The 22,318-nt window shown below is 44.4% G+C and carries 27 protein-coding genes; 15 read left to right on the forward strand and 12 right to left on the reverse strand.

From position 1 onward, the window contains the following. Window positions 1-355: 355 nt before the first annotated feature. The 3 genes from BCT34_RS15555 to BCT34_RS15565 form a co-directional block, all read right to left on the reverse strand. The gene (locus BCT34_RS15555; RefSeq protein WP_076656915.1) at window positions 356-1,489 is read right to left on the reverse strand and encodes a flagellin; all 1,134 of its coding nucleotides are present in this window, start codon (window positions 1,487-1,489) and stop codon (window positions 356-358) included. Window positions 1,490-1,610: 121 nt separating this feature from the next. Further along, the gene (locus tag BCT34_RS15560) at window positions 1,611-2,534 is read right to left on the reverse strand and encodes a Dyp-type peroxidase (protein ID WP_076656914.1); all 924 of its coding nucleotides are present in this window, start codon (window positions 2,532-2,534) and stop codon (window positions 1,611-1,613) included. A 66-nt stretch (window positions 2,535-2,600) separates the two neighbouring features. Then, on the reverse strand, window positions 2,601-3,062 hold the full coding sequence (locus BCT34_RS15565) for a DUF2919 domain-containing protein (protein WP_076656913.1): 462 nt from the start codon (window positions 3,060-3,062) through the stop codon (window positions 2,601-2,603). 109 nt (window positions 3,063-3,171) lie between these two features. Between BCT34_RS15565 and BCT34_RS15570 the strand changes: the two genes are divergently transcribed. Together BCT34_RS15570 and BCT34_RS15575 are read left to right on the forward strand one after the other, a co-directional pair. Further along, window positions 3,172-3,516, forward strand: coding sequence for a DUF2956 domain-containing protein (locus BCT34_RS15570; protein ID WP_076656912.1), 345 nt, complete (start codon window positions 3,172-3,174; stop codon window positions 3,514-3,516). 12 nt (window positions 3,517-3,528) lie between these two features. Beyond that, on the forward strand, window positions 3,529-3,861 hold the full coding sequence (locus BCT34_RS15575; protein ID WP_076656911.1) for a DUF4156 domain-containing protein: 333 nt from the start codon (window positions 3,529-3,531) through the stop codon (window positions 3,859-3,861). Window positions 3,862-3,929: 68 nt separating this feature from the next. Here BCT34_RS15575 and BCT34_RS15580 read toward each other — a convergent pair whose 3' ends face one another. Beyond that, on the reverse strand, window positions 3,930-4,217 hold the full coding sequence (locus tag BCT34_RS15580; RefSeq protein ID WP_004734273.1) for a helix-turn-helix domain-containing protein: 288 nt from the start codon (window positions 4,215-4,217) through the stop codon (window positions 3,930-3,932). 205 nt (window positions 4,218-4,422) lie between these two features. On the opposite strand from BCT34_RS15580, the gene BCT34_RS15585 reads away from it, so the two are divergent. The 4 genes from BCT34_RS15585 to BCT34_RS15600 all read left to right on the forward strand — a co-directional run bounded on the left by BCT34_RS15585 (window position 4,423) and on the right by BCT34_RS15600 (window position 6,945). Beyond that, window positions 4,423-4,770 carry an ArsC family reductase gene (locus tag BCT34_RS15585; protein ID WP_076656910.1) on the forward strand — a complete coding sequence of 116 codons (348 nt, stop codon included), beginning with the start codon at window positions 4,423-4,425 and terminating at the stop codon, window positions 4,768-4,770. A gap of 99 nt (window positions 4,771-4,869) precedes the next feature. Then, complete coding sequence (dapE, locus tag BCT34_RS15590) at window positions 4,870-6,006, forward strand: succinyl-diaminopimelate desuccinylase (protein ID WP_076656909.1); 1,137 nt, start codon at window positions 4,870-4,872, stop codon at window positions 6,004-6,006. 46 nt (window positions 6,007-6,052) lie between these two features. Next, window positions 6,053-6,727: a M15 family metallopeptidase gene (locus BCT34_RS15595; protein WP_076656908.1), complete on the forward strand. Its 675-nt coding sequence runs from the start codon at window positions 6,053-6,055 to the stop codon at window positions 6,725-6,727. An 8-nt stretch (window positions 6,728-6,735) separates the two neighbouring features. After that, on the forward strand, window positions 6,736-6,945 hold the full coding sequence (locus tag BCT34_RS15600) for a DUF2897 family protein (RefSeq protein WP_076656907.1): 210 nt from the start codon (window positions 6,736-6,738) through the stop codon (window positions 6,943-6,945). Between the two features lie 146 nt (window positions 6,946-7,091). On the opposite strand, the gene bamC is transcribed toward BCT34_RS15600, so the two are convergent. Then, the gene (bamC, locus tag BCT34_RS15605; protein WP_076656906.1) at window positions 7,092-8,138 is read right to left on the reverse strand and encodes an outer membrane protein assembly factor BamC; all 1,047 of its coding nucleotides are present in this window, start codon (window positions 8,136-8,138) and stop codon (window positions 7,092-7,094) included. A 49-nt stretch (window positions 8,139-8,187) separates the two neighbouring features. Continuing rightward, the gene (gene dapA / locus BCT34_RS15610) at window positions 8,188-9,066 is read right to left on the reverse strand and encodes a 4-hydroxy-tetrahydrodipicolinate synthase (RefSeq protein ID WP_076656905.1); all 879 of its coding nucleotides are present in this window, start codon (window positions 9,064-9,066) and stop codon (window positions 8,188-8,190) included. Between the two features lie 374 nt (window positions 9,067-9,440). Between dapA and BCT34_RS15615 the strand changes: the two genes are divergently transcribed. Beyond that, complete coding sequence (locus BCT34_RS15615; protein WP_017632494.1) at window positions 9,441-9,983, forward strand: glycine cleavage system protein R; 543 nt, start codon at window positions 9,441-9,443, stop codon at window positions 9,981-9,983. A 12-nt stretch (window positions 9,984-9,995) separates the two neighbouring features. Next, window positions 9,996-10,466: a thioredoxin-dependent thiol peroxidase gene (gene bcp / locus BCT34_RS15620; RefSeq protein ID WP_076656904.1), complete on the forward strand. Its 471-nt coding sequence runs from the start codon at window positions 9,996-9,998 to the stop codon at window positions 10,464-10,466. Window positions 10,467-10,603: 137 nt separating this feature from the next. On the opposite strand, the gene BCT34_RS15625 is transcribed toward bcp, so the two are convergent. Both BCT34_RS15625 and BCT34_RS15630 read right to left on the reverse strand, forming a co-directional pair. Further along, window positions 10,604-11,680 carry an AI-2E family transporter gene (locus BCT34_RS15625; protein ID WP_076656903.1) on the reverse strand — a complete coding sequence of 359 codons (1,077 nt, stop codon included), beginning with the start codon at window positions 11,678-11,680 and terminating at the stop codon, window positions 10,604-10,606. Next, window positions 11,673-11,912, reverse strand: a complete 240-nt coding sequence (locus BCT34_RS15630) for a sulfurtransferase TusA family protein (protein WP_076656902.1) — start codon at window positions 11,910-11,912, stop codon at window positions 11,673-11,675. The genes BCT34_RS15625 and BCT34_RS15630 overlap by 8 nt, the downstream gene beginning before the upstream one ends. Window positions 11,913-12,090: 178 nt before the next feature. On the opposite strand from BCT34_RS15630, the gene BCT34_RS15635 reads away from it, so the two are divergent. The 4 genes from BCT34_RS15635 to BCT34_RS15650 all read left to right on the forward strand — a co-directional run bounded on the left by BCT34_RS15635 (window position 12,091) and on the right by BCT34_RS15650 (window position 15,050). Continuing rightward, the gene (locus BCT34_RS15635) at window positions 12,091-13,545 is read left to right on the forward strand and encodes a M48 family metallopeptidase (protein WP_076656901.1); all 1,455 of its coding nucleotides are present in this window, start codon (window positions 12,091-12,093) and stop codon (window positions 13,543-13,545) included. Window positions 13,546-13,665: 120 nt separating this feature from the next. Beyond that, the gene (arsC, locus tag BCT34_RS15640; protein ID WP_076656900.1) at window positions 13,666-14,016 is read left to right on the forward strand and encodes an arsenate reductase (glutaredoxin); all 351 of its coding nucleotides are present in this window, start codon (window positions 13,666-13,668) and stop codon (window positions 14,014-14,016) included. A 6-nt stretch (window positions 14,017-14,022) separates the two neighbouring features. Then, on the forward strand, window positions 14,023-14,616 hold the full coding sequence (gene wrbA / locus BCT34_RS15645) for an NAD(P)H:quinone oxidoreductase (protein ID WP_076656899.1): 594 nt from the start codon (window positions 14,023-14,025) through the stop codon (window positions 14,614-14,616). Beyond that, window positions 14,613-15,050, forward strand: coding sequence for a DUF2069 domain-containing protein (locus tag BCT34_RS15650; RefSeq protein WP_061018583.1), 438 nt, complete (start codon window positions 14,613-14,615; stop codon window positions 15,048-15,050). Before wrbA ends, BCT34_RS15650 begins: the two co-directional genes overlap by 4 nt. A 110-nt stretch (window positions 15,051-15,160) precedes the next feature. Here the strand turns inward: BCT34_RS15650 and BCT34_RS15655 are convergent, their stop codons facing one another. Beyond that, window positions 15,161-16,420 carry a DUF2066 domain-containing protein gene (locus BCT34_RS15655; protein ID WP_076656898.1) on the reverse strand — a complete coding sequence of 420 codons (1,260 nt, stop codon included), beginning with the start codon at window positions 16,418-16,420 and terminating at the stop codon, window positions 15,161-15,163. 279 nt (window positions 16,421-16,699) lie between these two features. Here BCT34_RS15655 and BCT34_RS15660 point away from each other — a divergent pair, with 279 nt between their 5' ends. Then, complete coding sequence (locus BCT34_RS15660) at window positions 16,700-17,938, forward strand: uracil-xanthine permease family protein (RefSeq protein WP_076656897.1); 1,239 nt, start codon at window positions 16,700-16,702, stop codon at window positions 17,936-17,938. Between the two features lie 139 nt (window positions 17,939-18,077). Here the strand turns inward: BCT34_RS15660 and upp are convergent, their stop codons facing one another. After that, a complete protein-coding gene (gene upp, locus BCT34_RS15665) occupies window positions 18,078-18,704 on the reverse strand; it encodes a uracil phosphoribosyltransferase (protein ID WP_017060716.1) in 627 nt (208 codons plus the stop codon). 169 nt (window positions 18,705-18,873) lie between these two features. Between upp and purM the strand changes: the two genes are divergently transcribed. Both purM and purN read left to right on the forward strand, forming a co-directional pair. Continuing rightward, window positions 18,874-19,914, forward strand: coding sequence for a phosphoribosylformylglycinamidine cyclo-ligase (gene purM, locus BCT34_RS15670; protein WP_076656896.1), 1,041 nt, complete (start codon window positions 18,874-18,876; stop codon window positions 19,912-19,914). 132 nt (window positions 19,915-20,046) lie between these two features. After that, window positions 20,047-20,721: a phosphoribosylglycinamide formyltransferase gene (gene purN / locus BCT34_RS15675; protein ID WP_076656895.1), complete on the forward strand. Its 675-nt coding sequence runs from the start codon at window positions 20,047-20,049 to the stop codon at window positions 20,719-20,721. A gap of 79 nt (window positions 20,722-20,800) precedes the next feature. Here the strand turns inward: purN and BCT34_RS15680 are convergent, their stop codons facing one another. Both BCT34_RS15680 and lpcA read right to left on the reverse strand, forming a co-directional pair. Then, window positions 20,801-21,646 carry a class II glutamine amidotransferase gene (locus tag BCT34_RS15680; RefSeq protein ID WP_076656894.1) on the reverse strand — a complete coding sequence of 282 codons (846 nt, stop codon included), beginning with the start codon at window positions 21,644-21,646 and terminating at the stop codon, window positions 20,801-20,803. A 67-nt stretch (window positions 21,647-21,713) separates the two neighbouring features. Further along, window positions 21,714-22,289 (reverse strand): D-sedoheptulose 7-phosphate isomerase, encoded by a 576-nt coding sequence (gene lpcA, locus BCT34_RS15685; RefSeq protein WP_076656893.1) that lies wholly within the window; start codon window positions 22,287-22,289, stop codon window positions 21,714-21,716. Window positions 22,290-22,318: the final 29 nt, after the last annotated feature.

Genomic DNA, 22,318 nt, shown 5'->3' on the forward strand with positions numbered 1-22,318 from the left:
TTGTTTAGGTAACGTTGCGCTGTCATCGCTGAAACGTTTGTATTTACATTCACTGCCATGGTGATTTCTCCAATTGATTTTCCGGTATAGCGGTTTCCGACGTCTCGGAAAACCAAGTAGTTCTCTCAAAGTTACTTTTAATAACGGCGTGATTGGCGAAACCTTTAGGAAAAAAACAACAAAATTAAAGAAATAGCGATAAAGGAGAAGAAAGCGTGACTGGCAGTAAAATTATCAAAAAAAGATTAGAAAAACGCTAAAGTTGTCGAGAAGTCAGTCGAGTGAAAACTTGTATTTTAATTAACCAAATGGACTGATTAAGCTAAAATGTCTTTATAAGATTAGAGGTAATTTATTAGCCTAATAAAGTTAAGGCAAGGTTCGGCGCCTGCTTTGCTTGAGCCAGTATTGTGGTACTCACTTGCTGCAGTATTTGTTGCTTAAGCATTTGAGTGGTTTCTTTGGCGTAATCGGTATCTTTGATTCTGCTGTTGGATGTCGCCAAGTTCTCATGAACATTTTCAAGATTATTAATCGCATGATCAAAGCGGTTTTGCATTGCCCCTAACTCTGAACGATGACTATCCACGTACTTCATCGCTGTATCCAAAATAGAGACTGCGCGCTGCGCACCACCGACATCGGTCACGTTGATGTCATCGACTGATTCGTAATAACCCGCCGACATCGAAAGCTCACTGGCTAAAGAACCTGAGAAAGATATGGTGCCCGCAGTATCTTCACCAGACATATAAATCTGAAGCTGTCCGTCATCATTCACAGAAGCCGACACGAGATCCGTTTGACCATTAATGTAAGTCGCTAACTCTTCAATGTCGTCACCCGCTTTAGCGTTAATGGTGATCTCTTGAGGCTGACCAAAACGATCCGTAAACGACATAGTCATATCATTCTGGTTGGATTTAACTTGCCACGAATCACTGGCCATGCCATTAGCAACGTAACTGAAACCACCCATTTTGATGTCATCGGTACGCATGCTTTTCAAGCCTATCTGAACCGCTTCACCAGAACTGCCACCAATTTGAAATGACGTACTACCAAAGTTGCCATTGAGAAGTTTTTTTCCACCGAATGACGTGGTCTCTGCAATACGATTCAGCTCGTCGTTTAAGGCAGTAATTTCCTCTTGAATAGCCGTTCGTTCTGACTGGCTATTTGAACCATTGCTCGCTTGCAGTGACAAGTCTCGCATGCGCTGCATGATATTGGTGGTTTCATTCATCGCCCCTTCTGCGGTCTGCATGATAGAGATACCGTCATTCGCATTTCGAACAGCAACATCAATACCGCTCATCTGCGCTTCGAGTCGATTCGAGATTTGCAGGCCAGCAGCGTCGTCTTTTGCGCTATTAATACGGCTCCCTGAAGCTAAGCGCTCCAAAGATTGGTTCAGCATGTTGTTGGCATTAGAGAGGTTTCTCTGGGCCACCAGCGCCGAGACATTCGTATTAACAGTTATAGCCATAGACCTTCGCTTACAAAAAGAGGAATAAAACTCATGATTGCTCTTATATCGACCAGTTCACATAAAGCTTTAATAAAAAAGGAGCCCTGAGGCTCCCTTTATCTATTGCAGATGAGACGATTTACTTAATCGTTAATGCGCTCAACATGTCAATTGAAGGTGCGAAGTAGTAAGCACCCGTCACTGCTTTCGTAAAGCGAAGCAGTTGGTCTGTTTTGCCATCTGTTGCGCCGTACATGCTCTCTAGCATCGCATCAAAGTTATGACGAACATTACAGTAAGCAATGAATAGCAAGCCGTGATCACCAGTAGCAGTACCGTAAGGTAGGCTGTGGCGAACAATCTTAAGACCTTTGCCTTCTTCTTTGATATCTACACGGCCAACGTGAGACGCTGCAGGAACATCATCTAACTCAATTGAGTCAGGTTTAGTTCGGCCAATCACTTTCTCTTGTGCTGACACATTCAGTCGATTCCAAGCTGGCAGGTTGTGCACAAAACGCTGCACCATCACATAACTACCACCAGCGAATTCACCTTCAGGAACAATCGCTACTTCAGCGCGTTGTACGTCTTTCGGGTTTTCAGTGCCATCAACAAAGTCTGTCATGTCACGAGAGTCTAGGAAGCGGTAACCATACGTTTCATCAACCACTTCAACATCAGCCGCTACTTCAGATAGCAATTTACGCAAGATAAAGAAGTGCAGGTCATGTCGGTTTGAATGACAGTGAATCAGAACATCAGACAGAGTGCTCGGCGCAGTGACATCACCCTCACCAAGCTCAGGAAAATCAATCAGATCAGCAGGGGCTGCTTGCTCAAACTTATCCCAAAAAACTTTTGAGAAAGCAACTGATGCCGTTAAGTTCGCATCAGGTTGAGTTTGGTTTAGTTCGTCGATTAAACTCGGAAGCTTTTGAAGTTCCGCTAAAACATTAGCAGCGTTAGCATTCACTTTCAGTTGAACATAAAGAGCGAAAGGCCCAGCTTCTGGCAAGATAGCGCTTTGAATTTTAGGCTGCTCATTTGAGATGTTAAGCATAGATTAATCCTTTCATTTTTTAGCTTCTAAGTATAATTGGGAATGGGACAAATGTTTTGATGAGAATCAGTCTTCGTGTTCAACCATTTTAAAGCAATCCTTGGCAGCATGGCTATTAGTAAGGTAAAGCGACAACCATAATAGCAGCAGTAAAGTGATGCCATTGGACCAACGAAACCATCCATTATCCAAATAGATTAAATAAATCGTATGGGAACCTTGCGCCAAAATAGCCGTCATGGTGACCCAACGCCCCCAAGACACAACTTTATTGAGGCGTTTTCTATCTGGAGATCTTAGTCCAAACAGCCACATCAGTAGCAAACTGGGCACACTCAACGCGATCCCGACATAAAACATCTGATGATCAGGATAGATAATTTCGAGTATGTCAGTGCCCGACTCTCGGCTTGCACCTGCGACAATGAAAACAACCAGAGCTTTCGCCAGAAACAGCCAACCTAACCATAATAAGATTGGGGCTTTTAAAAAGCCGTGCTTGTCGTATTGTTCTATGGAGTACCGCACAAATCTCACTTTCACTTGTTTTCAAACCAACACTTTAACGCAAATCATTCATACTTAACTAGGTTTGCGTTATCTTATTAGTTAATCCGTTTTAATTATCGAACTCAGTATGAAAAAGAAAACTAATACACCGTCTGTTGAATCTCAACAAGAAGCACTGAAGATAGCCAAAGCGACACAAAAGCCAGCTCAAACCAAAGAACAAACTAAGTTAATTGCTCAAGGTATCGAGAAAGGCATCGCACTCTATAAAAAACAGCAAAAAGAACGCAGTCGCCAAGCCGACAAAGCAAAAAAGCGAGTGCAGAAAGAGAAGCAAACTCAGCAAGTTAATCAAAACAAAGAACAGAATGTCGACACGATTGTTGAAACAACATCAAATCACGCCAGCAAATTACCGTGGTTACTATTAATCGCTAGCTGGATAGGCTTCGCGATTTATTTGATGAAATAACAGGACAAACGTATGAAAAAGGAATGGGTAGCGTTAGCGGTAAGTGGAATGTTGTTGGGTTGTACAACACCAACATCACTGCCTCACAAGGAAGCTGATAGTGTGAAAATGGATTATCACGGTCTCATTGATATCGAACAGTGCGAGTATAAAGGGGAGGTCACTGGAAGCGAAGGCCACTGGTACAGTTACCTGTTTTTCCCGAATGACACCTTAATTCAAGGCGCTATGAATGAACTCAAATCGAATACGATTGAGCTAGGTGCAGATACTGTGATCTTCACACTTCCTCAAGATTTTTCCACTTCCGTAACCATGTTGGGAACGGCTTACTTGTGCGAGTAAGCAAATAAATCGACATATTGGTATGCTTCGATTTTATTACGCCCAAAAGAAAGCCAGCTTTCGCTGGCTTATGCACTAAATCCAAGGCTTGTTGCTATATCGCCTTTACGCTGGATAACCCATTGACTGTCAAATGGCCCCCAGTCGGATAACTGGTAATAACCATCATTATGACGTCGCCCATCTTGAACAAACATAAGTTCGATACCGATCCCCGGTAACGCCTTGAGTACATCTTGAATAGTACGACGAGGCCACCCCGTTTTTTCGATGAGTTTAGGCACATTTGGCCTATCAAGGCTTTCCACTAACAATGCTAAATATAGCCGCCTTGCAAAAACAGGACTCAACTCCATTGACACCTCCTATATATGTGCAACTCAATTATTTCTTTTTTCGCTGACAACATGTTGAGGCTGATCAATAAGTCTCCAATAGTGACATTTTCTTACGCTTTTTTTTCACTCTATGAAATATTCATCACTCTATTTTGTCTGAGTTGCCGCTTCCTGATAGGATTCAACTCATAACAATGAAATAAAATCACTCAAAGGAAGAATAATGACTATCACTATGTTTGGTATCCCAAATTGCGACACCATTAAAAAAGCAAAGAAATGGCTCGAAGCTGAAGGTATCGAGTTCGAATTTCACGATTATCGCAAACAAGGCATCACAGAAGATCTAGTGACAAACTTCTGCTCTGAGCTAGGTTGGGAGCTTGTGCTAAACAAACGTGGTACGACTTATCGCCAACTTTCTCAAGAGCAGAAAGACACCTTAACGGAAGAAAAAGCGGTGGCTTTACTTGTTGAACAGCCTGCGATGATCAAGCGCCCTATCTTAAAAGTCGAGGGTAAGCTTCACATCGGATTTAAAGCCGACCAATACGCCGCTATTTTTTCTTAGATCGTCGTATTTTTATAGACAGACAACTGGACGTTGATCATTGAATCAGCGCCCTAAAAATTCACGACTAGACGTTTTATTTAAACAAGGAATTCAAGGATGACAGATAGCCCAACTTTGGCTCTGGCAAAAGACCTAATCAGCCGTCAATCGGTAACACCAGAAGATGCAGGCTGCCAAGACCTGATGATTGAACGCTTAAAAGCACTTGGTTTTGAAATCGAAGTGATGGTATTTGAGGATACGACGAACTTCTGGGCTCGCCGTGGCACAGAAGCACCTCTGTTTGCTTTTGCTGGTCACACTGATGTAGTTCCGGCTGGTCCAATTGAGCAGTGGAACACCAAGCCATTCGAACCGACTATCGTAGATGGTTTCCTACATGGCCGTGGCGCTGCAGATATGAAAGGTTCTCTAGCTTCAATGATTGTTGCAGTAGAGCAGTTCATTGCCAAGCACCCTGACCACTCAGGTTCAATCGGTTTCCTTATCACATCAGATGAAGAAGGTCCGTTCATCAATGGTACCGTACGTGTTGTTGAGACACTGATGGCTCGTGGTGAGAACATCGACATGTGTATTGTTGGTGAACCTTCAAGCACGGAATTCGTGGGTGATGTCGTGAAGAACGGCCGTCGTGGCTCTATCACTGGCGATCTAACGATTAAAGGCACACAAGGTCATGTTGCCTACCCTCACCTAGCAAATAACCCAGTACACAGCTCTCTGCTAGCAATCAACGAGTTGGCAACAACTGAATGGGACAAAGGTAATGATTACTTCCCACCTACGAGTTTCCAAATTCCAAATGTAAGCGCGGGCACTGGCGCATCAAACGTCATTCCCGGTGAGTTTAACGTTCAATTTAACCTGCGTTTTAGCACAGAGTTGAGCAATGACATCATCGTTGAACGTATCACAACAATACTCGACAAATACGATTTCGAGTACGACCTAAAATGGACATTCAATGGCGACCCGTTCTTAACAGACGCTGGTTCATTGCTTGATGCTATTGTTGATGCAGTAGGTGACGTGAATAATGTGAAACCAGCACTTCTCACGACTGGTGGTACGTCTGATGGTCGCTTTATTGCACGTATGAAAGGACAAGTGGTAGAGCTAGGCCCCGTAAACGCGACGATTCACAAAGTTAACGAGTGCGTGAAAGTAGCGGATTTAGAGAAGCTAACTGACATGTACGAAAAAACATTAGTGAACCTGTTTGCCAAATAGTTCTTCAACCAGCGATTCATAGCATCTAATTCTTGAGAGACACGTTATGACACCAGAGCAGCTTACCGGACAATCAGATTCTCACTTGGAATCTAGCCTCATTGGCACCAAGACCTTCTTGGTTCACAGCGAGGTCAAAGATGATCTAAACCATTTGATTGAAGCTGCTCAACTCGCGGGGTTCAAAATGGAGATTGCCAGTGGCTTTCGAGACTACGAAAGGCAATCTCTAATTTGGAACCGTAAGTTTTCTGGTGAAGCTCCAATATTAGATTCTGAGAGCCAACCACTTGATGCTTCCACACTGACTGAGCATCAAAAGTTATCGGCGATCTTGAGATGGTCTGCTCTTCCTGGAGCGAGCCGTCACCATTGGGGTTGTGACTTTGATGTATTTGCTCGAAACGACTTACCTGAAGGCACACAGTTGCAATTAGAACCATGGGAATACCTTTCTGGCCACCAGCAAGCGTTTTACCAATGGCTATCGGCTCATGCTGCGCAGTTTGGGTTCTTCTTTCCGTACAGCCAAGACCTTGGTGGCGTGGCGATTGAACCATGGCATATCAGCCACCGCAAAGTATCGGAGTCATGTTTATCACAGTTATCTCCCACTTTACTTGGCAAGCAACTCCAATCTAAGCCAATATTAGGGTATGAGATTATTATGGAGCAGCTAGATGAGATCTACGCACGCTTCGTAGCGAACATCAGCCATTAGGAGCGCTTATGTTGGAGTGGCTTACAAACCCTTGGGTTATCATCATCATCGTAGTTAGCGTTGTGGTGGGTAACATCGCCGCGCTCAAACAGACCGCGAATATGGATCTGACTGGTCGAGGTAAAACAGAGCGAGACTTAGATAAGCTCAATCGCTTGGATAAACTTAACCAAGAGAAAGCTGAAAAAGAAGGGTCCAAAGACAGTAAAGACGCATAGCTTTTTGCTTTGGTGAGCCAGTCTGATTGACCAATAAACAGCTGAAAACGAATACAAAAAAAGAGGACACATTGTGTCCTCTTTTTTATTGGCTCTAGCTAATCACAGGGCTAATTTAAATCAGCTCTGTGACTGCTTAAGTGCTACTACTCAGCTTTCGCTTCTTTGTCATCTTTGGTCTGGTCAGCAATATGCGCTAATACCGGAACCATTGACTTAAGCAGCTCTTCTTCTACTGGCTTGCCTGATGCATCCGTTACGTTGATTGACGTGCGGTTGCCAAGGTCACCAAATAGGAAGTTATAAGTGCCTGGCGCTAAGTCGATAGGCTGTAGGCCAATTTCTTCCCAGAACTCATCATCTGGTGCTGCGTACTTCGCCTTCACCGTACCCTGAGATTGATTGCGTTCTTCAAGCTCAAAGCCCATTTCAGGCAACAAGTTAGGCAGACGCTGCCAGAATACATTGTATGGTGTACGAGCAATAATTACAGGGAAACCACTGCGGTCAGCACCCATAGAGATTGGAATACGCTTCACCAGCTCTTGCGCTTTCAACGCTGCTTCAGCACGAAGGTTTTCATCGTACTTAGCCATTACAAGGTTCGTCAAGAACGCGTTGTAACGCTCTTTATTGGTTGCCGTTATCGGTTTCTCTTCATTGCCTTCGCGCCAATCAATCAGATTAATCTTGAAGCCATGACGGTTGTTCGCTTGGAAACGAGAAATAGAGTAGCGACTGCCAATCTCTACGTCTTCATCTTCAGAAACCCAAGTTACCCAATCGGTCTCAATATCATTCTCTGATTGCTCACGAATACCGATACCACGCTGAGCCAGCATATCTACAGCCGTTTGCCACACGCGGTCTGCCTCTTCAGCACGAAGAAGCCATAGTGTCACTTCACCGTTTTGACGCTCAGCACGAGCACCTGGGATCAGTTCAAGAACCTGTTGTGGTGGACGAATATCAACGGCAGGACCTACACCACCAGCGAACTCACCGCTTGGAATGTCAAAGTTTGGGTAGAACTGAGGTTGAGCATCTTCAGGCAATTGCCATTGTGAAAACTCAGGTGTTTCTAAGTATTCGAAATCATCTTTGGCTTGGCGACGTTGAGTCGGGCTGCCAGAACATGCTGTAAGAACGAAAACAGCCAGTGACCCAATCACTAGCTGGTGAGAATACTTCATTTATACTCCTAAATGCCAAAGGTTCGCTTTGGCATCACTTCATACGTTTTTAGTAAATGCACGCTTCAGACATTGCTTGAGCAACGACAGGTTGAGCTGGCTCTGACAGTTCAGTCAACGGTAGACGTAAGCCACCTTCAGCAATCAGACCCATTTTATGAACCGCCCATTTTACGGGAATAGGGTTAGACTCAACGAACAAATTCTTATGTAGAGGCATCAAACGCTCATTGATCGCTTCTGCTTCTTCAAACTTACCTTCTTTCGCTAGCTTGAACATGGTTGCCATATCAGCGGCTGCAACATTGTTCGTTACAGAGATTACGCCATCGCCACCACGCTTAACAAATTCTAGACCTGTTAAGTCATCACCACTTAGTAAGATAAAGTCTTCGCCACAAAGTTCACGGTGAATTGCAATTCTGTCGAGATCACCCGTCGCATCTTTAAGTGCAACGATGTTTTCGATCTCAGCAAGGCGAGCAACCGTTTCTGGTAACAAGTCTACCGCAGTACGACCCGGTACGTTGTATAGGATTTGTGGAACGTCACTCACTTCAGCAATTGCTTTGTAGTGTTGGTACAAACCTTCTTGAGTCGGTTTGTTGTAGTAAGGCGTTACGCTCAGGCAGCCCGCAATACCAGAACCATTCAACAAGCGGCTGAATAGAACAGATTCGTGAGTTGCATTTGCACCCGTACCAGCGATAACCGGGATACGACCATCAGCAAATTCAACGATCTTATTGACGACTTTGACATGCTCTTCAATTGTGAGTGTTGAAGACTCACCTGTTGTGCCAACCGCAACCAGACCATCACTACCTGCAGCAACATGGTGATCAACCAACTTTTTAAGGCTGTCGAAATCCACTTCGCCATCTGCGTTAAATGGCGTAACTAGCGCAACGATACTTCCTGAAAACATGTCTATCTCCCTTAATTTATTCTTTTTGCATGTTACTGTAAGCCAATCAATAAACACAAGACATTAAAGTGGCTTACCGGCAACATCTGCAGTAAATATTGTCGTATGTTTGAGGTAAAACGACTTCTAACGGCGTTATACCTGTAATTTAGGTAACCTGCGCTCAATCTAGCGGATAGCACCTAACTGGATGTCAGTAACAAGTAAGCTGTGCTCTCATCACTCTATCTCACTTTTTAATACTCTAGATATTCTTATCATTAGTTACGTATGAGAAGCAAGATGCCTCATAAAAAGCCCCGTACGCACGCTTATTCCACGAGCTAACTGTGCTAACATGCATGAATCAATGGAATATAAAGAGACGTGATTTTATGACTCAACATCTAGTAATCACAGCTGTGGGCACTGACCGCCCAGGTGTATGCAACCAAGTGGTTCATTTAGTCACCCAATCTGGCTGTAACATTATTGATAGCCGTATCGCTCTGTTTGGCGAAGAGTTTACGCTAATCATGCTACTGTCTGGAAAGGCAAACAACATAACCCGTGTTGAAACCACCCTGCCCTTGCTTGGCCAAGAGCACGACTTGATTACGATTATGAAGCGAACCTCGCCTCATGATGTTATTGAGAACTCCTACACGCTAGAAGTTTTCGTTGAGTCAGACGACAAACTCGGTCTAACCGAGCAATTCACTCAGTTCTTTGCAGACCGAAACATCGGCCTCGATTCGCTTAGCGCGCAGACCATCAATAAGTCCAAAGTTCAGCTCGATAACGACCAATTCCATATCTCTATTACCGCTTCTGTGCAATCAGAATGTAATTTGATGCAGCTACAAGAAGAATTCAATTCGCTGTGTCAGAGCCTATCAGTCCAAGGCTCGCTCAACTTTATCAAAAACAGTCTTTAAAAAGGAAATGTCATGAATACGCTAACGGCTGGTGTTCCAGCTCCTGCTTTTTCTCTTCCAGATCAAGATGGCAATATCGTATCTCTTGGTGACTTCAAAGGTAAAAAAGTACTTTTCTACTTTTACCCAAAAGCAATGACTCCAGGTTGTATTGTGCAAGCTGAAGGCCTGCGTGATATCAAAACACAGCTTGATGACCTAAATGTGGTTGTTTTAGGTGTGAGTGTTGACCCAGTAAAACGCCTACCAAACTTCGTTACGAAGAAATCTCTAAACTTCACACTACTATCAGATGAAGACCACAGCGTTGCTGAACAGTTTGGCGTTTGGGGCGAAAAGAAATTTATGGGTAAGATATATGATGGTCTACACCGTATTAGCTTCCTAATTGATGAAGAAGGTCAGATTGAACACGTCTTCAACAAGTTCAAAACAAAGACTCACCACGAAGTGGTTCTAGATTACTTTAATCAAGAAGCTTAAGGCGATTTGAGTAAGTTAATGACTTTGATTCACCACTCTTCTAAGACAAGACCAACACTCATTAAGCTAATGATTTAGCCAAGAGTAAAAAGGGCCGAACATCATGGATGTTCGGCCCTTTTCTATAATAAGATCAATTACTTTTGATGTTCAGGATCATCGTCTAATGCATGACTCGGTAAGGCATTCCAAACTGCTTTAACTAACGTTGCCAACGGGATAGCAAAGAACACCCCCCAGAATCCCCACAAGCCACCAAACACTAACACGGCAACAATAATTGCCACTGGGTGTAGGTTCACCGCTTCAGAGAAAAGAACCGGAACAAGCACGTTGCCATCGAGTGCTTGGATTATACCGTAAGAGAGAAGCAGCCAATAAAACTGAGGCTCTAATCCCCATTGGAATAAGCCAACAATCGCCACAGGAACAGTCACAGCTGCGGCACCGATATAAGGAATCAGTACCGAAAAACCAACGGCGACGGCCAACAAAACTGAATAGCGCAGATCCAGAATTGCGAAGGTTACGTAGCTCACACCACCAACGATTAAAATCTCTAAGACTTTACCGCGAATGTAGTTCGAAATTTGCTGGTTCATCTCTTCCCATACTTTGGTCGCCAAACGACGATTTCGAGGAAGTACACCGCTCGCCATTCTGATCATCTCTTCTTTATCTTTTAACAAAAAGAAGATCAGCAGTGGTACGAGAATCAAGTAAACCGCTAAGGTCGCTAAGCTCACAAGAGAAGCAAGAGAGCCTTTGACAACACTTTCACCAAAACCTAACGCTTTGTTCTTCGCGTTAGACATAATCGACTCAACGATCTGTAGGTTTGCTAATTCTGGGTAGCGTTCAGGAATCGTCGCAATGAAATTTTGTAAGCTGCCATACATGCTTGGAATATCATTGATTAGGTTACCCACTTGTTCCCAAATAGTTGGTACTAAACCAAAGATCGCAAGTAGCATCACGCTAAAGAACATCATGATAACCAACATCACCGCGGGCGTTCTTGGAACACCGAATCGTTGAAGTTGTGTAACAGGCCACTCAAGCAAGTAAGCCAACACAATGGCAACCAAGAGTGGCGCAATGAGGTGACCAAAGAAGTAGATCGTAATAAAGCCGAAGAGAATGATGGCAACCAAACTGACAGCATGTGGATCAGAGAAACGTCGTTTATACCAACGATTGACCATTTCAAGCATCTGACTGCAATTCCTTTTTAGTGACGAGGAGATGATGGTAATTAGAGCAAACCTCAGTGATGACGTCATAGGCTTGCTTAGACAAAAAAGTAACAATATCTTTCATCGAGCTGTTATCAGAGACATAAATTGACAATGATTGCCCTACTTCTAACTTTACACTGTGACGCTTGGCTAATAATAGCGCCATTGGACAGCGCTCTTGGCGTAAATCTAGAATATTAGGTGTCATTCTTGAGCTCGATGCTTATTATAAGGGTCGTATTGTAATCTGTTTTTGAAAACGCGCCATCATTCATTCATCTTCCTTCATGATAGCGCACGCTCTTGGCAAAGGTTAAACCAGATAAAGAACCAATTTGCATTGCACTTGTCTTACTGTCAGAAGAAACGGAGTATTACTGACTAATATGTTTAAACGCGCTCGCTCAATTGCTTGCTTATGCATCGCAGCTACATTAAGCACCCCAACATTGGCGAATACCAATAGTTTGGAGCTACCAGATATAGGTACCGCTGCTGGCGGCACACTTACTATCGACCAAGAACTTATCTATGGTGATGCCTACATGCGCATCATCAGAAGCAGCCAGCCTATCGTAAACGACCCAGTTCTAAACCTGTATATTGATACGCTTGGCCACCGTCTGGTCGCGAACGCAAATGATGTAAAGACACCTTTCCAGTTCTTTATGATCCGTGACCGCAACATCAACGCCTTTGCTTTCTTTGGTGGTTATGTTGCTCTGCACTCAGGTCTGTTCCTGCATGCACAATCTGAAAGTGAATTGGCTTCAGTATTAGCGCACGAAATCGCGCACGTAACTCAACGTCACTTAGCGCGTAGTATGGAAGATCAAGCTCGCCGTTCTCCTGCAACCATTGCGGCACTAGCGGCCTCTGTATTACTGGCGATTGCAGCTCCTGAAGCTGGCATTGCAGCCCTAACAGCAACCACTGCGGGTAATATGCAAAGCCAAATCAACTACACACGTAGTAATGAAAAAGAAGCTGACCGCTTTGGTATCAACACGCTGGCAAAAGCTGGTTTTGATGTAAATGCAATGCCGCGTTTCTTCGGCCGTTTGGCTGATGAATACCGCTACGCAAGCACACCACCGCCAATGCTGCTGACTCACCCATTGCCAGAAGACCGAATTACCGATTCGCGTGCTCGTGCTCGTAGCTATCCACCACTGAAATTGGCTCCATCACTGGATTACCACCTAGCAAGAGCCCGTATTGTTGCGCGCTATGCCGGCATTAATAACGATGCAGCTCTTGATTGGTTTGCGCGTCAACTGAAGAAAGCCCCGAAAGCCTTGGTTCCGTCATTAGAATATGGTCAAGCACTCGTTTACCTAGATTCTAAAAAACTAGACAAAGCAGAGCCAATTCTGAACAAGTTGATTAACAGCGACCCGACCAACCTGTTTTATCTAGATGCGATTTCGGATCTACACATTGAGAAAAAGCAGCCTGAGACTGCGATTAAAGAACTCAAGTCTGCACTGGTTCGTCAACCAAACAACCCGGTTCTGACAATCAACTATGCCAATGCACTGATTGAAAATGAAGAACTGCAAGAAGCCGTTCGCGTATTACAGCGCTATACGCACGATAACCCAAACGACACCAACGGCTGGCACTTGCTTTCAAAAGCGAACACTAGCCTTGGAAACAGCGACGAAGATCTTGCCGCTCGCGCCGAAATTTTGGCTCTCCAAGCCAACTGGAACAAAGCGATTCAGTACTATACGCAGGCGAGCCAAATCGCAGAATTAGGAAGCCTAAAACAAGCACGCTACGACGCTCGAATTGATCAGCTAATGATTCAGAGAGAACGCTTCTTGTCGCTACAATAATATGATTATTGGTGGCCGCTCGTTACCAAAGTAGTAAGAAAGCTCAACGTTACAAAAAAGAAGTCACCTCTTGTGGCTTCAGCTAAACAACTAAATCAAAAATAATAATGAGGAAGAACCATGTCTGTCGTGATTTACCATAACCCACGCTGCTCAAAGAGCCGTCAAACTTTAGAGCTACTTCAAGAAAACGGCGTACAACCAGAGGTAATCAAATACTTAGACACCCCTTTGACTGTTGAACAGCTGAAAGTGCTTTTCACTCAACTGGGTTTTGACAGTGTTCGTGACATGATGCGTACCAAAGAAGCGGATTATAAAGAAGCAAACCTTAGTGATGCTTCGGTAACTGATGAAGATCTTTTCGCCGCGATGGCAACCAATCCAAAACTGTTTGAGCGCCCAGTCGTTGTCGCGAACAACAAAGCAAAGATTGGTCGTCCACCAGAGCAAGTGCTAGAGATTCTATAATCCAATATGAGCATTAACATCCTTGTTCTTTACTACAGTCGTCACGGCAACACACAAGCTCTAGCAAGGCAGATTGCACGAGGGGTGGAGTCCATCCCTGACTGTGAAGCCATGCTAAGAACGGTGAACGACGTGTACACGGTAAAAGAACAGCCTGATTCACGTCATCAACCAACGGATCCTATTGCGTCATTACAAGAGCTTCGATCTTGTGATGGTTTGGCGCTAGGCAGTCCGGTTTGGTTTGGTAACATGGCCGGACCGATGAAGCACTTTTGGGATAGCACAACATCACTGTGGATCAATGGCGATCTCATTGATAAGCCAGCTTGTGTATTTACCTCTTCTTCTTCACTGCATGGTGGTCAAGAGACGACACAACAAAGCATGATGCTGCCCCTACTTCATCACGGTATGTTAGTAGTGGGCATCCCTTACTCAGAACCTGCACTGCATACCACTCAAACAGGTGGCACGCCTTATGGTGCAAGCAGTACTGGAGAGAGTGCTTCACTTAGCAAAGAAGAGATTGAGTTGGCTCAGAGCCTAGGCAAACGCCTAGCGCGCATCGCAATAAATCAGAAGGGAATATCTCAATGATGTACATGCCAGAGAAGGCTATGTCTCCCAAAACCAAGCTATTTCGCTACCTTGCTTTAGCGGGCAACTTGTCGCTTTTGTTCTGGGTAGTGGCTTGGCAGATGACACTTTCACCGCACCCACATCTCAGTAATGTCACGCTAGCGATTGCTTGGGCTATACCGCTGTTACTTCCATTACCGGGCATTTTAGCAGGTAAGCCTTATACGCACGCTTGGGCGAATTTCGTCTTAATGCTCTATTTCCTACACGCACTCACTATCTTGTATGTAGACGATGGTGAACGTTTATTAGCGGCTGTAGAACTGCTTCTGACGACTCTAGGTTTCGCGGGCAATATATTATTTACTCGCTTTAGAGCCAAAGAGTTAGGCATCAAGTTGAAGCGTCTTTCTGAAGTAGAGAAGAAAGAGAAAGCGAAATTCGAACAGTAGTATTGATTCGTTACTCTTGAACTGACGTTAGATAAACAAAAAGCCCTGCGAGATTGCTCTTGCAGGGCTTTTTTCATGTTTTAATTTCAATCAATCATGTCTGCTGACAATTATGAACGAACCCACTCGTAGACCAAGCTTGGCTTAGCATGTACTGGCGCAGTTATGGTTAGATCTTCTGTGCTAGATTCCTCTAACGTTGCGTCAGGCGTGTTTGTTAGCTCGGTATCTATTGATACCTCGTTGCCCTTAATCACTTCTACACCTGATTCAGTTTCATTACCAACGACTTCAGCAGCGTCTGTTGAATCATCACCTACAGACATGGTGTTGTCTTGAGTTTCAAATTCAGGGCTCACTTCGGGTTCAATGTAAGATTCTTCAACCTTCGCGACTTGGCGAATACTTGCTACTTCTTGCTCAAACTCTTGTTGAGTCGACAGTAAGTGAATTCGGAAAGTTACTTCGTTGTTCTGAATCTTCAGAATATCTAGGCTTGCCACCGAGTTTAGACGCTTAAGTGCGTTCTCCAACTGGAAGAAGTCTTGAGCATTATTCAGGCTAATAAACTGCGTTAAAATCGATTCTGATGACTCACTCGCTACCGTCACAGCACTTTTACCTGCGTAGTAATTACTGATTTGGTCGACTAACTTCTTAGAAGTCGTTGCGCTATTACCTGATAAAGAACCACTTACAGGCGATGTTGGTGCGCTCGTCAATTGACTTGGCTTTTGATCGTATAGAGTCCAACGTAAACCTGAAGATTGAGCCTTTATCACCAACACAGCATCAACAGGGTAACGCTGACTTGCTTGACTGATTGGCGTAACAAAGCTGCCCCACAAATCAGAAGTCGCAATGCCCGTAATATCGTCAAAGTCACCCACAGGCAGAGTCAAAGGCAAGCCACGCTCTTTTGCGTTTGCTTGTAAGCCAGCAGCCAACTCTGAGTTAGAGTGTTCCCACACGATATTCTTGTCGTAGTTGTCTTCTTCCACCAGCCAAACAAGGATGTTTGAACGCGTGTCAGGCCAGTACGGTAACTGTGCTTGAGTCAGTAGAGAACGGATTTGTGCACCGTTAAAGCGCATACGCAATGTTGATTGGTCATTGCTTTCGCCAAAACTCATTTGAGACATGTATTGCGAACTCTTACGCATCGCCTTTTGAATCGTCTCATTCGAAGCGACATCAGTTTGGCCTGTCGCACGTATCAATACCTGCTCCATACCTGTATTTCTTGCCACTTGTTCTGGCTGTTTGTCTTCAGCGTTAATCGCAACTTCAGCACTAAAAATATCTACTTGAGTTAAGGCATAACTCGGAGAGGCTAATAGTCCCATCAACAACAATGCTATGTAGCGCATACTGATCCTAATATTCAAATCTTGTGCCTAGATGATAAGCAACTATGGATTGAGGGGCAAGGTCGATAGCGCCCACTGTGTTTAATAACCACAAAATATCACCTGGCCATGATAAATCGCTCACTTACTAGATGGAATTTTTCGAGCTTAGATAGCTATAAAACATCACTAAGATAAATAAATTTGATCTATCTGGTGTAGCAATCGATTGCTAAGTGATAGAATCCCGCGAATTTTATTTTTCACTTTTCATATAACGACCATTTTTAAGGACATATCATGAAAAATGCTTTGCAAGGTGCGCAAATGCTGTTCGTAGCTTTTGGTGCACTTGTACTTGTGCCGCTACTAACAGGACTTGATCCTAACGTTGCACTCTTTGGCGCGGGTATCGGTACCCTTTTATTCCAACTTATTACACGCCGTTCAGTGCCAATCTTCTTAGCGTCTTCTTTCGCATTCATCGCGCCTATCATGTTTGGTATTCAAACTTGGGGTGTAGGTGCAACCATGGGCGGCCTTATGGCGGCAGGTGTTGTGTATGTACTAATGGGCGCATTAATAAAAGTTCGTGGTGTTGGCTTCATCCATAAACTGCTTCCACCTGTCGTGGTTGGCCCAGTGATCATGGTTATCGGTTTAGGGCTTGCGCCTGTTGCGGTTAACATGGCACTAGGTAAGACTGGTGATGGTGCGGTTCAGCTTGTTGATGCAGACGCAGCATTGTGGATCTCTTCGATTTCACTGCTAGTAACAATTGTCATCAGTGTGTTCTCAAAAGGCTTCCTTAAACTGCTGCCTATCTTCGGTGGCATTGTCGCAGGTTACATCACAAGCTTGGTTTACGGTGTCGTTGATTTTACCCCTGTAGCTCAAGCATCTTGGCTAGCACTGCCAAACTTCACAGCACCTGAGTTCAACATCAACGCTATCTTCTTCATGGTATTTGTTGCGATTGCACCAGCCGTTGAGCACGTTGGTGACATGCTTGCGATTTCTAACGTGACCGGCAAAGACTATCTTAAGAAGCCAGGCTTACATCGCACTATCACTGGCGACGGTGTAGCAACAATTGCAGCTTCTATGCTGGGCGCGCCACCAAACACGACTTACAGTGAAGTAACAGGCGCAGTAATGCTGACCAAAGCATTCAACCCTGTGATCATGACTTGGGCTGCTGTCACTGCCATCGTTCTTGCATTGGTTGGCAAGCTAGGCGCGCTGCTTCAAACGATTCCAGTTCCTGTAATGGGCGGCATCATGATTCTATTGTTTGGCTCTATCGCAACCGTTGGCCTTAACACGCTAATCAAGAACAATGTTGATCTACACAAGTCACGTAACCTTGTGATTGTGGGCATTACTTTAGTCTTTGGTATTGGCGGCATGGCATTTGGCATCGGCGACTTTAGCCTACAAGGCGTAAGCTTATGCGGCATCGTGGCGATCCTACTTAACCTAGTACTTCCAGATGAGCTAGGTGACAACACTGTGGTAGACAAAGCTCAAATCGACTGATGAGTTAATCAGATTAGATTTAAAAAATCACAATTCGCAAGATCAAAAAAGGGAGAGCATCAAATGCTCTCCCTTTTTATTAGTACAACTAATTCAGCGAGTTAAGAAACTGTTCACAGTCTCTTAAGCTGGAGCCGAATTACTTAGTACCGAAGATCTTATCACCAGCATCGCCAAGACCAGGAACAATGTAGCCCTTGTCGTTTAGCTTCTCATCGATTGCAGCCGTGTATAGCTCAACATCTGGGTGCGCTTTTTCTAGAGCAGCGATACCTTCAGGAGCAGCTACAAGCACAAGAATCTTAAAGTGCTTACAACCTTTCTCTTTCATCAGGTCGATAGTTGCGATCATAGAACCACCAGTCGCAAGCATTGGGTCTACCACTAGAGCAATACGCTCATCGATGTTAGATGCAAGCTTGTTGAAGTATGGTACTGGCTCAAGTGTTTCTTCGTCGCGGTAGATACCAACAACGCTGATACGTGCACTTGGGATGTGCTCAAGAACGCCGTCCATCATGCCTAGACCAGCACGTAGGATTGGCACTACAGTTACTTTTTTACCTTTAATTTGGTCAACTTCTACTGGACCGTTCCAACCGTTAATCGTCACACGCTCAGTTTCAAAGTCTGATGTCGCTTCGTATGTTAGAAGGCTACCCACTTCTGTCGCTAGCTCACGAAAACGCTTAGTGCTAATCTCACCTTCACGCATCAGGCCAATTTTATGTTTTACTAGCGGGTGTTTCACTTCAACAACTTTCATTTCCAACTCCGGCAATATTTAAACAAACCTGTAGATTATACACGAACTCTAAGGTTATTTCAGAATCTTTATTCTAATAAAAAAAACCGCGCAAACGTTTGCTCTTGGTAATCAAGCCCTGTTAGAATAGCGCCGTTTTCACATCCAACTTAAGTTCGAGGACTATCCCGTGAGTGGTAATACTTCTTCTCTAAGCTACAAAGACGCTGGTGTTGATATCGACGCAGGTAATGCACTAGTAGACCGTATTAAAGGTGCTGTTAAACGCACTCGTCGCCCTGAAGTAATGGGCGGTATTGGTGGCTTTGGCGCCCTATGTGAACTTCCAACGAAATACAAAGAGCCGGTACTTGTTTCAGGTACTGATGGTGTTGGTACTAAACTTCGCCTTGCTTTGGATCTGAAAAAACACGACACCATTGGTATCGACCTAGTGGCAATGTGTGTGAACGACTTAATCGTTCAAGGTGGTGAGCCGCTATTCTTCCTAGACTACTACGCAACAGGTAAGCTAGACGTAGATACAGCAGCAGACGTTGTTTCTGGTATTGCCGAAGGCTGTGTTCAAGCTGGCTGTGCACTAATCGGTGGTGAAACGGCTGAAATGCCGGGCATGTACGAAGGCGACGACTACGACGTAGCTGGCTTCTGTGTTGGTGTTGTAGAAAAAGCTGACATCATCGACGGTACTAAAGTAGCAGCAGGCGACGCACTTATTGCTGTTGGCTCAAGTGGTCCACACTCAAACGGTTACTCTTTAATTCGTAAAGTTCTAGAAGTTTCTGGTGCTGATAAGAGTGAAGAACTAGAAGGTCGCACTATCGGTGAACACCTACTAGAACCAACTAAGATTTACATCAAATCAGCGCTTAAGATGATTGCTGAGCATGACATCCATGCTATCTCGCACATCACAGGTGGTGGTTTCTGGGAAAACATCCCTCGCGTACTTCCTGAAGGGACTAAAGCAGTCATTGATGGCAACAGCTGGGAATGGCCTGCTATCTTCAACTGGCTACAAGAGAAAGGTAACGTGGAAACATTTGAAATGTACCGCACTTTCAACTGTGGTGTAGGCCTAGTTGTTGCTCTACCTAAAGATCAAGCAGACGCTGCTGTTGAACTACTGAAAGCTGAAGGCGAAAACGCTTGGGTTATCGGTGAGATCGCAAATGCTGAAGCTGGCGAAGAGCAAGTTGAAATCAAATAAGTGATACGTTCACTTACTTAGTTAATCAATGAGGACCGAATGGTCCTCATTTTGCTATTTAGCCCGCAGAAAACCTTAATTTATGTAGGTACATTGTAAACAGTTCAGTTAATCAATCGTATGACCCACTCTATGAAAAACAATCACTCAAGTAAAACCAACCACTCTACGAAAAACATCGTTGTGTTAATTTCAGGAAGCGGAAGCAACTTACAGGCGATTTTGGATGCCTGCGATAACGATATGATTGATGCGTCAGTTAAAGCTGTCTTCTCAAACAAAGCAGAAGCTTTTGGATTAGAGCGAGCGAAAACGGCAGGTGTTGACGCTCACTCAGTGAATCCAAAAGACTTTGGCTCACGTGAAGAATTTGACCACGAATTGATGGTTCAGATCGATGCTTACCAGCCTGATTTAATCGTACTCGCTGGTTACATGCGAATCCTGAGTTCTGAGTTTGTTCGTCATTATGCCGGTAAAATGGTCAACATCCACCCTTCACTGTTACCTAAGTACCCTGGCCTACACACCCACCAGCGTGCCATTGATGCACAAGATAAAGAGCACGGAACTAGCGTTCACTTTGTTACCGAAGAGCTCGATGGTGGTCCTGTTATCTTACAGGCTAAGGTTCCGGTATTTGAAGATGATGATGCTGATATTCTAGCAAGCCGCGTGCTTACTCAAGAACACTGCATTTACCCGATGGTCTGCAAATGGTTCGCGGAAGAACGTTTGTCAATGCTAAACGGGCAGGCTGTCTTAGACGGTAAGGTATTAGGTAAGCACGGTTACGCAGAAGAGTAGTGCCAAGAATATAGAACAAAAAAGGCCGTTAACTGGTTGAGTACAGTGAACGGCCTTTCTTTTATCAGTAAACAGATGTTTAGCTTAATGGTTCAGTAGGAGCTTGGCTCGCGACCTTTTTAGGTGCGTAAGCAACATCTTCCAACGCCTGATGGTTGTTGCCAATCAGTTCACCAAAATGAAACAGTGCGTATTCGCCCGGCTTCATTCTGAACCACTTTTCATTGTCGGTAAGAGGTTGAGTTGCGACGACCGTCACCACATCATTCGGCGTGGTCTCTTCTTGGAAGTTAATCTCAACATCTTCATCAATTAAGCTCGCTTTACCAAAAGGTGCACGTCTGGTTATCCAGTACAAATGGTTAGTACAGTAAGTCATCACGTACTCTCCATCACTCAACAACATATTAAACACGCCTTTCTCGCGTAGCTTGTCGCAACACTCAGCCACGAAACGAAACATACCTTCCATGTCTTGAGGTGGCTCAGGAAAACGCTCTTCAAGTTGTTTCAGTAGCCAACAAAAAGAGAGTTCACTGTCCGTTTCACCGACAGGTCTAAAACGCCCACTCACCAGATCATCATAATCGGATAATTGACCATTGTGAGCAAAGGTCCAGTATCGCCCCCAAAGCTCACGGGTAAAAGGGTGTGTATTTTCTAGATTAACGCCACCACGGTTGGCTTGACGGATATGACTGACAACAGCTTGGCTTTTAATTGGGTAGTTTTGAACCAACTCAGCGATCTTAGATTCACAGCTAGGGTTAGGATCTTTAAATGTACGAAAACCCTTTCCTTCATAGAAGGTGATACCCCAGCCATCGCGGTGCGGGCCAGTATTACCTCCACGCTGCATAAGGCCAGTAAAGCTAAAACAAATATCAGTTGGCACATTCGCGCTCATACCGAGCAATTCACACATGGTTTAATCTACTCCCTATTAAAACCAATGGAGCCACAAAGCTGGGCTCCAAATGTCTGTAAAACTATTATTCCATCTCTTTTTCAACAAGCTGAATCACAATGTGAATGATCTTAATGTGAATCTCTTGGATGCGGTCTGCGTAACCAAAGTGTGGAACTCGGATTTCAATATCGGCACAGCCTGCCATTTTACCGCCGTCTTTACCGGTTAACGCGATGGTTTTCATGCCTTTAGCTTGAGCCGCTTCAATCGCTTTTAGAATGTTGCCTGAGTTACCAGAAGTCGATAAACCAAATAACACGTCGCCTTTACGACCTACCGCTTCTACGTAACGAGAAAACACGTGGTCGTAACCAAAATCATTACTTACACAAGATAAGTGGCTAGGGTCTGAAATCGCAATGCCAGCGTAGCCTGGGCGATTTTCGCGGTATCGGCCAGTTAGCTCTTCCGCAAAGTGCATCGCATCACAGTGTGAGCCACCGTTACCACAAGAAAGCACTTTACCTTCTTGCTTGAATGAGTCAGCAATCAGTTTTGCCGCCGCTTCGATTTGAGCGATGTTATGGTCATCACTCAAGAACTTATTCAGAACGTCAGCAGCTTCGTTCAATTCACTTTTGATTAGGTCATGGTACATAAGGCTTATCTCTTATTTTTATGACGCAG

This window comes from Vibrio sp. 10N.261.45.E2, assembly GCF_002875705.1.
In the GTDB taxonomy this organism is placed as follows: Bacteria; Pseudomonadota; Gammaproteobacteria; order Enterobacterales; family Vibrionaceae; genus Vibrio.

What these genes read in the sequence shown, in the direction of transcription:
- wrbA (WP_076656899.1), top strand. Translation starts at nt 14,023, where the DNA reads ATGAGCATTAACATCCTTGTTCTTTACTACAGTCGTCACGGCAACACA.
- arsC (WP_076656900.1), top strand. Translation starts at nt 13,666, where the DNA reads ATGTCTGTCGTGATTTACCATAACCCACGCTGCTCAAAGAGCCGTCAA.
- upp (WP_017060716.1), bottom strand. Translation starts at nt 18,704, where the DNA reads ATGAAAGTTGTTGAAGTGAAACACCCGCTAGTAAAACATAAAATTGGC.
- dapA (WP_076656905.1), bottom strand. Translation starts at nt 9,066, where the DNA reads ATGTTTTCAGGAAGTATCGTTGCGCTAGTTACGCCATTTAACGCAGAT.
- BCT34_RS15560 (WP_076656914.1), bottom strand. Translation starts at nt 2,534, where the DNA reads ATGCTTAACATCTCAAATGAGCAGCCTAAAATTCAAAGCGCTATCTTG.
- BCT34_RS15580 (WP_004734273.1), bottom strand. Translation starts at nt 4,217, where the DNA reads ATGGAGTTGAGTCCTGTTTTTGCAAGGCGGCTATATTTAGCATTGTTA.
- purN (WP_076656895.1), top strand. Translation starts at nt 20,047, where the DNA reads ATGAAAAACAATCACTCAAGTAAAACCAACCACTCTACGAAAAACATC.
- BCT34_RS15680 (WP_076656894.1), bottom strand. Translation starts at nt 21,646, where the DNA reads ATGTGTGAATTGCTCGGTATGAGCGCGAATGTGCCAACTGATATTTGT.
- lpcA (WP_076656893.1), bottom strand. Translation starts at nt 22,289, where the DNA reads ATGTACCATGACCTAATCAAAAGTGAATTGAACGAAGCTGCTGACGTT.
- bcp (WP_076656904.1), top strand. Translation starts at nt 9,996, where the DNA reads ATGAATACGCTAACGGCTGGTGTTCCAGCTCCTGCTTTTTCTCTTCCA.
- bamC (WP_076656906.1), bottom strand. Translation starts at nt 8,138, where the DNA reads ATGAAGTATTCTCACCAGCTAGTGATTGGGTCACTGGCTGTTTTCGTT.
- BCT34_RS15585 (WP_076656910.1), top strand. Translation starts at nt 4,423, where the DNA reads ATGACTATCACTATGTTTGGTATCCCAAATTGCGACACCATTAAAAAA.
- BCT34_RS15570 (WP_076656912.1), top strand. Translation starts at nt 3,172, where the DNA reads ATGAAAAAGAAAACTAATACACCGTCTGTTGAATCTCAACAAGAAGCA.
- BCT34_RS15575 (WP_076656911.1), top strand. Translation starts at nt 3,529, where the DNA reads ATGAAAAAGGAATGGGTAGCGTTAGCGGTAAGTGGAATGTTGTTGGGT.
- BCT34_RS15625 (WP_076656903.1), bottom strand. Translation starts at nt 11,680, where the DNA reads ATGCTTGAAATGGTCAATCGTTGGTATAAACGACGTTTCTCTGATCCA.
- BCT34_RS15630 (WP_076656902.1), bottom strand. Translation starts at nt 11,912, where the DNA reads ATGACACCTAATATTCTAGATTTACGCCAAGAGCGCTGTCCAATGGCG.
- BCT34_RS15650 (WP_061018583.1), top strand. Translation starts at nt 14,613, where the DNA reads ATGATGTACATGCCAGAGAAGGCTATGTCTCCCAAAACCAAGCTATTT.
- BCT34_RS15655 (WP_076656898.1), bottom strand. Translation starts at nt 16,420, where the DNA reads ATGCGCTACATAGCATTGTTGTTGATGGGACTATTAGCCTCTCCGAGT.
- BCT34_RS15555 (WP_076656915.1), bottom strand. Translation starts at nt 1,489, where the DNA reads ATGGCTATAACTGTTAATACGAATGTCTCGGCGCTGGTGGCCCAGAGA.
- BCT34_RS15615 (WP_017632494.1), top strand. Translation starts at nt 9,441, where the DNA reads ATGACTCAACATCTAGTAATCACAGCTGTGGGCACTGACCGCCCAGGT.
- BCT34_RS15600 (WP_076656907.1), top strand. Translation starts at nt 6,736, where the DNA reads ATGTTGGAGTGGCTTACAAACCCTTGGGTTATCATCATCATCGTAGTT.
- BCT34_RS15595 (WP_076656908.1), top strand. Translation starts at nt 6,053, where the DNA reads ATGACACCAGAGCAGCTTACCGGACAATCAGATTCTCACTTGGAATCT.
- dapE (WP_076656909.1), top strand. Translation starts at nt 4,870, where the DNA reads ATGACAGATAGCCCAACTTTGGCTCTGGCAAAAGACCTAATCAGCCGT.
- BCT34_RS15660 (WP_076656897.1), top strand. Translation starts at nt 16,700, where the DNA reads ATGAAAAATGCTTTGCAAGGTGCGCAAATGCTGTTCGTAGCTTTTGGT.
- BCT34_RS15635 (WP_076656901.1), top strand. Translation starts at nt 12,091, where the DNA reads ATGTTTAAACGCGCTCGCTCAATTGCTTGCTTATGCATCGCAGCTACA.